This window comes from Cetobacterium sp., assembly GCF_977044495.1.
Genome location: NZ_CDRRQU010000070.1, coordinates 1 through 6,812 on the forward strand (window position 1 = coordinate 1; position 6,812 = coordinate 6,812).

Genomic DNA, 6,812 nt, shown 5'->3' on the forward strand with positions numbered 1-6,812 from the left:
CTTCTGACTATTTTCTCTATTCGGTTGCTAATGTCCTTCTCTACAATTTTTGTCGGCGGTGTTTCCCGCTGACAAAAATTATAGTATCATAAATTTTAAACTTCGTCAACATCTTTTTTTATTTTTGTTTTATAATTATTTTTATGATAAAATTACATATATTTGCGTCAATTTATTAATTTTTTTAGGAGGATTTTATGAATATAGTACTAATGGAACCTGAAATTCCTTATAATACAGGTAATATCGGAAGAAGTTGTGTTCTTACAAATACAACATTACACTTAATTAAACCTTTGGGGTTTTCTTTAGATGAAAAACAAATTAAAAGATCTGGTCTTGACTACTGGGAATTAATCGATTTAAAAGTATGGGAAAATTATGAAGAGTTAAGGGCAGCTTACCCTGAATCTAATTTTTATTTTGCTACTACTAAAACTACACAAAAATATTCAGATGTAAAATATAAGCCAAATGATTTTATTGTTTTCGGTCCTGAGTCCAGAGGAATTCCTGCAGAAATTAGAGAAGCTAATACAGAAACATGTATAACTATTCCTATGATTAAGATGGGAAGATCTCTTAATTTATCAAACTCTGCAGCTATTATTCTTTATGAAGCTCTAAGACAAAATAATTTTAATTTGGGAGAGTAACGTGTTATCACTTATTGTAGCAATAGATGAAAATAATTTAATTGGAAATAAAAACTCTATGCCTTGGAATATTCCTGAGGACCTAAAACTTTTCAAAGAAATTACTGATGATAGTATTGTAATTATGGGAAGAAAAACTTTTCAATCAATTGGAAAACCACTGCCAAATAGAATCAATTTTATTTTAAGTAAAGATGTGAATTTTTTTCACGAGAATACTTCAATATTTAATTGCCCAGACAGTGCTTTAAAAAAAGCATTAGCTTTACAAAAAATTAATGACAAAAAAATTTTTATTATTGGTGGAAAAACTATCTATGAATATTTTCTGCCTTTAGTGAGTGAATTGCATTTTTCTTATATTAAAGGTAACTTTTTTGGAGATACCTATTTTCCTAAAATAAATATATCGGATTTTCGTGTAATTGAAACAAGAGAATTTTCAGATTTTATCTATGTTCATTACATAAAAAAACACTTGTAATTCACAAAAACATATGTTATATTACACTAGTAATTGTTAAAATACTAGGGAGGACTATATCAATGAACAGATTAAAATTATCACTATTAGCTTTAATAGCTAGTTTAAGTGCTTCTACTATGGGAGCATCTATAGATCATATCCAGAATTACTCAGCTGAGTACGGTGGAAATCCAGCACAACAAGGTGCTATTAATGTGGGGTCTACAGTTTACTTTAACCCTGCTGGACTTATGAGATTAGAAAATGGAACATACATTGTTGGAGGAATCCAGTATGCCTTCGGTGACCAAAATATGAGCGAAGGTGGGAGAGATTTTTCAACTAACCTTTCGTCTCCTATACCTAACTTTGCTCTTTACAAAAAAACAGATGACGGAGCTTACTTTTGGACAATGGGAGGTGTTGCTGGAGGTGCTGAGTTAGAGTATAAAGACAGTATCCCTTTAACTGTAAATCTTCTTGGAAAAGATATTAATTTCAACAACTTTTTAAGTGGAACTAATGTAAAAGGGTCCAATATGTACGCCCAAACTACTTTAGGAAAAGCTTTCAATTTAACAGATAAATGGTCAGCTTCATTAGCAATTAGAGGAGTCTACGCTAAGAGAACTTTAAAAGCTAAAACTACTCTTGACAAGAATGTTACTGCTGGTGACTTACTTGGAAATCCGTTACCATTTCCTATCTTTGTAGCAGGAAATGCCTCTATCGACTCTGAACGAGAGGCTTATGGAATAGGTGGACAATTTGGTTTGAACTATGCTCCAAATGATAGACTGAATATTGGTTTTAGATACGATACTAAAGTTAATTTAAAATTTAAAACTAAATCTGACATAAATGACACTACTTATGGACCAGGACTTAATCTAGGAAACCTTGTTATTCCAAGCATGGGTGTTTCGGACGCACTTTTAGGATTATATCCAGTATATAGAGATGGCGAAAAAATTAGAAGAGATTTACCTGCTCTAGTAGCTTTAGGTGCATCATATAGAGTTACAGACCAATGGACTACTTTCATAGGTGGTAACTACTATTTTAACGAATCAGCTACTATGGATAGAATAGGTAAGACTAGTGTTGATTACAAAAATGGATGGGAAATTTCTGTCGGTTCTGAGTATTGGTTCACTCCACAAATTGCTTGGCTTGTTGGCTTTAATTATGCTGACACTGGAGCTCCTGATAAGAGTTTTGCTGCGACAGAGTATGCTTTAAACTCTACTATGTTAGGAACAGGAGTTAAATATAGACCTAACGAGTCTGTAGAATGGACTGTTGCTTTAAATCACTATATTTATGATTCGAAAACAGTTAACAACATAAAATATGAAAAAGAGATATCTAGTATAGGTATCAACTTTGTAAAAAAGTTTTAATTTATAAAGTTTAGGAGGAAGTAATGCCCAAAAAAGCGATTTTTAAAAGAGAACAAATTCATGAAAAAGCTTTTGAAATGTTTGAAAAACATGGGTTAGATGATATTACTGCAAGGAATCTAGCCAAAGCTTTAAATTGTTCTCCAGCACCGATATATAGTTGTTATTCGTCTATGGATGAATTGAAAACAGAACTCATAGAAAGGGCCAAAAAAATTTTTTTAGAATATGTAGTTAGACCTGAAACTGACTTAGTCTTCCTCAATAGTGGTATTGGACTTTGTGCATTTGCAAGAGAGGAAAAACAACTATTTAAATCAATATTTCTTAGAGATAATTCATATGGTAATCTCTTAAAAAAATTTAGAGATCTCATGAAGGTTGAAATGGAAAAAGATGAAAGATTTGGAAATCTACCAACTGAGTTTAAATATGATCTCTTCTTGGATTGCTGGCTATTTGGACATGGTCTAGCTACACTTATCGCAACAGATTATTTTGAAAACCCTACAAATGACTTCATTAAGGATAAACTTTTAAATAGTGCAGCTGTAATGCTTTATAAGAAGTTAGATGATTTTAATTTAAAAAATAAATAGATTATTTTAAATTAACCATGAGATAAGTTTAAAAATATTATCTCATGGTTTTTTACTTGACTATCCAACTTCTTCTATATTTTTTTCTCCATCTAATTTTTCAGTTTTCAAAGAATATTTTGAAGTCAATCCAAATATAATCATCAATATTGATGTTACCAATATATATATCAACAGTATATAATAAAATATCCCTTGAGCCAAATACATACTTAAAGTTACCCCTATACCAAAGATGAAATCCATAAAGCCATCTAACATTAATATCCTTTTTACTACTACAAGCGTTTTATTATGTGTTATCCCCTCTGGCTCATAAACTTTAGTTACAATGTGACTTATTCCTCTAAACGTTAAAAATGCACCTATATAAAATATAACTATATATCCTTGAAGTTCAACCTTTGTAGCAGTAATTTTTTCTATAGCTAAACCGACCTCTTCTATTAAATTTTTTTCTGCTATTAGAAGTTTATTCGATAAAAGTAGCAAACCAGAAAAACATTCAAGTATTCCCCAAAAGAAAATCTCTCCCCAGTGAAACTCTTTTTCTCCTATACCAGAAAACGAATAGATTAAGTTTCCTATCCCTGTTAAAAAAAATAAAAAACCTAATATCTTCACTACATCATTTAAAAATATTCCATTTCCAATTACTACTATTCCCACGTAAATTAAAAACAGCATGCCAACTATCACATGATAAAACCACTGTTCTCTAAAAGATTTTCTTATTTTTATAGTTAATTCTTTATACATGATCTCACCACCAGCTTTTATTTTTGATTCAGTAAATAAAAAACAGGAAAATCACTGTCTTCCTGTTTTTTCTATTTTTTTCTTCAATTTCCTACTTTAAAAATCTCTTTTCATAAAATTATTTTTATATCATTAGAAGCAGTTACTCTTTTACCTTTATTTATTTCACTAATTATTTTTTTCTTTTCTCCCAAGGGTAACTTTATACTGAAGATGTTTTCATAGTATTCCAATTCACTACTATCGACTATCTCTATATTTGACGGAATCGTATAATCATCCTCTATATACTCATAACCACTATAACAAATTTTATTTCTCGTTATAATCAAATTATATTTATCTGTTTCTAAAGCTTTGTTTCCCATATAAACATAAAAATCATATCCTTCTTTTTTTATATCTCCCTCTTTTACAACACATACTTTTTTTTCAAAAAGTTTATAATAAATTTTTATTGTTTCTATAACTGTATCCATTCCCCTTCCAGAACTACAACTTACAACAACATTTTTTTTATCTTTAAATATTGTTTTTAGAATCTTTTTTTGCAACGAATTATATTCTAAATCTCCTATTAAAAACTCCTTTATCTCCTTAAATATTTTTCCAGAGTCAAGGGAGAGAGTTTTAAATTCCTCATCTCTTTCTATCCAAATATGGACATTATAATTTTCATCTTTTCTTATTATTCTATCAACTCTTACATTAAATTTATAACCATAATAATCATTCAATCTTTTTAAAATCAATTTTGTCTGACTATCTAAAAAACCAACACTATTTCTTCCGACATTAATAGATACTTCATTATCAATAAAACTGATATTCAACTTTTCATTTTCTAAATCTCTACGTGTATAAAAAATAGACTTTATTGGAAATTTAATATCGTATAAACTTTCAAAATCCTTTATATTATTTAAAACCTTTTTAGCCGGTTTTATATCTTCTATAAAAATTTTATATTGATATCTATCTTTATAGCTTTCCATCTTAAGTTTAAATGCGACGTCTATCTCCTCATAATCCAATATTGATTCAAACATATCGTCACTATTGAACCACACACAATTTTTTATCTCTATTCCATTTTTAATTAAATCCATCATCAAATGATTTTTTTCCTTTCCAATAGCTCTAAAATTTGTATATTTACAATTTTTTATAGCAAATAGTGGTGAGGCATTTCCAAATCCATATGGCTCCAATAAAGAAAGCTTATCCATTAAATCAAAAGATATTTTTATCATAGAAAGTTCACAATCTATCTTTACAGGTTTTTTTGTATCTTCACTACTCAATTTTTTTATTGCATATTCATTTATTCGCTTTGAAAACTCTTCTAATTTTTCAATCGCTATTGAGAAACCTGCAGCCCCAGCGTGTCCACCATATTTTATAAAAACATCCTGTATTGAATTCAAAGCTTCAATCATATTAAATGCTTCTGTACTTCTACATGACGCTGTTGCTATTCCTTCATCTGGCTTTATTTCCATTACAATAGTAGGTTTATAATATCTATCCAAAATTTTTGAAGCCACTATACCTATGACACCATGATGAAAATTTTTTTCTGCAACAACAATTACACTATCCTCATCTAGTTTTTCTTTTTCAATCTTCTCTACAGCTTTTTTTAAAATAATTTCCTGAATCTCTTTTCTTTCATTATTTTTATTTATTAGCTCATATATTAACTTGTCACAAGTCACATGGCACCCACTAACAAGGAGTTCCACAGCCATTTTAGCATCTTCTAGCCTTCCAGCAGCATTAAAGATTGGAGCTATAATGAAGCCTACATCATACGTGTCAAAACTCTTTTCCATTGGGTTTTCGAACAATCTTTTCATAAGCATATTCAGACCTTGCCACTTGCTACTTTTTAAAAGCTCTAATCCTCTTTTTACTATAAGTCTATTTTCTCCCTTTAAAGGAACTATATCTGCAATAGTTCCAATTGCGACAATATCTAAGTATTTGTATATGTCATTTTTTCTCTTTAATTTTTGATATAGAGCAAACAATAACATAAAAGCTGTCCCTACTCCAGCAAAATACCTATATGAGTTTTTGTTATCATCTCTTTTAGGATTTATAATAGCATACGCCGGAGGAAGTCCGTTATTTATTTCATGATGATCAGTTATAATCATCTCCATTTTCAGATTATTACAGTGTTCAACTTCAGAATTTGATGAAATTCCACAGTCCACAGTTATTATTAAATCTCCACCTTCTTCTTTTATGTAATTCAACGCTTCTTTATTTAAACCATACCCTTCATCTCTTAATGGTATATAGTATTTCACATTAATATCCAACTCTTTTAGCGCCAGATAGCATAAAGATGTTGAAGTTATCCCATCCACGTCGTAATCACCATATATCCAGATAGTTTCATTATTTTTTTTAGCTCGCAATATTCTTTCTACAGCTTTATCTACATCCGATAAATCACTTGGATTCATAAGATTTTCTAGTGTTCCATTTATAAAAAATTCAATTTCATCTCTTGATTCAATTCCCCTATTGTGGAGAATTTGCTCTATCTCTTTATCTATATTTTCATTTCTTCGTTCAAAATTTTCTGATTTGAATACCCATTTTGTGTTTCTCATTCTATACCTTTCCTCATTAATTATATATCGCACTATAAAATGCGTACGTATAAACTATTTCCTCTATTTCAGTTTGAAATTTTTCATCAACTATCGTCTCTAATTTCAAATCTCCATCTAACTCAAAGCTCAATGTTTTCAAAATCCTCTCTCCATATATATATTCTATTAATGTTTTCAAAATCATTCCATTGTGCTTATCGTATATTTTTTTCAAAATTTCTGTACCTTTATTTATGTTATTTTGTGGGTTATAATAGTTTTCTTCATTGTCTTTAATCATCTTTTTTGGTATACCCATT

General features: G+C 29.5%; 7 protein-coding genes. 4 read left to right on the forward strand and 3 right to left on the reverse strand.

The window, feature by feature from the left end:
- Positions 1-197 precede the first annotated feature (197 nt).
- The 4 genes from ACWI69_RS11400 (at position 198) to ACWI69_RS11415 (ending at position 3,124) form a co-directional block, all read left to right on the forward strand.
- Entirely contained in the window at positions 198-656 is a 459-nt protein-coding gene (locus ACWI69_RS11400; protein ID WP_448821956.1) for a tRNA (cytidine(34)-2'-O)-methyltransferase, read from the forward strand.
- Between the two features lies 1 nt (position 657).
- The gene (locus ACWI69_RS11405) at positions 658-1,140 is read left to right on the forward strand and encodes a dihydrofolate reductase (RefSeq protein ID WP_448821957.1); all 483 of its coding nucleotides are present in this window, start codon (positions 658-660) and stop codon (positions 1,138-1,140) included.
- A gap of 62 nt (positions 1,141-1,202) precedes the next feature.
- The gene (locus ACWI69_RS11410; RefSeq protein WP_448821958.1) at positions 1,203-2,525 is read left to right on the forward strand and encodes an OmpP1/FadL family transporter; all 1,323 of its coding nucleotides are present in this window, start codon (positions 1,203-1,205) and stop codon (positions 2,523-2,525) included.
- Positions 2,526-2,548: 23 nt separating this feature from the next.
- Positions 2,549-3,124, forward strand: a complete 576-nt coding sequence (locus ACWI69_RS11415; RefSeq protein ID WP_448821959.1) for a TetR/AcrR family transcriptional regulator — start codon at positions 2,549-2,551, stop codon at positions 3,122-3,124.
- Between the two features lie 60 nt (positions 3,125-3,184).
- Here ACWI69_RS11415 and ACWI69_RS11420 read toward each other — a convergent pair whose 3' ends face one another.
- The 3 genes from ACWI69_RS11420 to ACWI69_RS11430 form a co-directional block, all read right to left on the reverse strand.
- Entirely contained in the window at positions 3,185-3,883 is a 699-nt protein-coding gene (locus tag ACWI69_RS11420) for a hypothetical protein (RefSeq protein WP_448821960.1), read from the reverse strand.
- 110 nt (positions 3,884-3,993) lie between these two features.
- Positions 3,994-6,510, reverse strand: coding sequence for a single-stranded-DNA-specific exonuclease RecJ (gene recJ / locus ACWI69_RS11425; RefSeq protein WP_448821961.1), 2,517 nt, complete (start codon positions 6,508-6,510; stop codon positions 3,994-3,996).
- 16 nt (positions 6,511-6,526) lie between these two features.
- Positions 6,527-6,812 (reverse strand): transglycosylase SLT domain-containing protein (locus ACWI69_RS11430; RefSeq protein WP_448821962.1); only part of this gene is annotated, 286 nt, incomplete at its 5' end.

Excerpts from the sequence above, each read along its gene's own strand:
- ACWI69_RS11400 (WP_448821956.1), top strand. The coding sequence starts at position 198 with ATGAATATAGTACTAATGGAACCTGAAATTCCTTATAATACAGGTAAT.
- ACWI69_RS11420 (WP_448821960.1), bottom strand. The coding sequence starts at position 3,883 with ATGTATAAAGAATTAACTATAAAAATAAGAAAATCTTTTAGAGAACAG.
- ACWI69_RS11410 (WP_448821958.1), top strand. The coding sequence starts at position 1,203 with ATGAACAGATTAAAATTATCACTATTAGCTTTAATAGCTAGTTTAAGT.
- recJ (WP_448821961.1), bottom strand. The coding sequence starts at position 6,510 with ATGAGAAACACAAAATGGGTATTCAAATCAGAAAATTTTGAACGAAGA.
- ACWI69_RS11415 (WP_448821959.1), top strand. The coding sequence starts at position 2,549 with ATGCCCAAAAAAGCGATTTTTAAAAGAGAACAAATTCATGAAAAAGCT.